Source organism: Corynebacterium sp. HMSC075D04 (assembly GCF_001815635.1).
Classification (GTDB): Bacteria; Actinomycetota; Actinomycetes; order Mycobacteriales; family Mycobacteriaceae; genus Corynebacterium; species Corynebacterium coyleae.
In genome coordinates, this window is the sequence record NZ_KV821319.1 from 1 (window position 1) to 476 (window position 476).

The window sequence follows — 476 nt, forward strand, 5'->3', positions numbered from 1 at the left end:
TCCCCGCCTTGTGGGGTGTAGTTGGGGATGTTGGTAAACAACTCGCCTGCGTCGATGTGCAGGTTAATGCCGTGGTCGTTAAACAGGTCGACCATCTCCTGCAGCATTTGTGCCGATGGGCCAAGGTTGCGCTTGTCAGCGAAATCACAAGCGTCAACGTAGGTGTCGTCGCAGCCAAGGCTGCGGTATTCGGACGCCATCCAGTTCAGTTGCAAAAACAGATCCGGACGATTCACATCAGCCCCATAACCGGGAAGCGGTACTGCAGTGCCGTCAGACAAGATGACACCGTGTTGTTCCCATACGTCGGGAAGACCATCCCCGTCAGAGTCAACCAGGTCGAGCCCAGCGCCGAAATCAACCGGGGCGATCAATGCTTGCTCATCGCAAGCGTCGCACGCATTGGCGGGGGTGATACCGGCAATGGCCATGGTGGCAGTCAGTGCTGCTGCGATGGTGTTGCGGATTGCGTTGCG

General features: G+C 57.6%; 1 pseudogene. It reads right to left on the minus strand.

Features of this window, described 5'->3' with window-relative positions:
- A pseudogene (locus tag HMPREF3048_RS12240) lies at positions 1–476 on the minus strand (hypothetical protein); the annotation flags it as partial.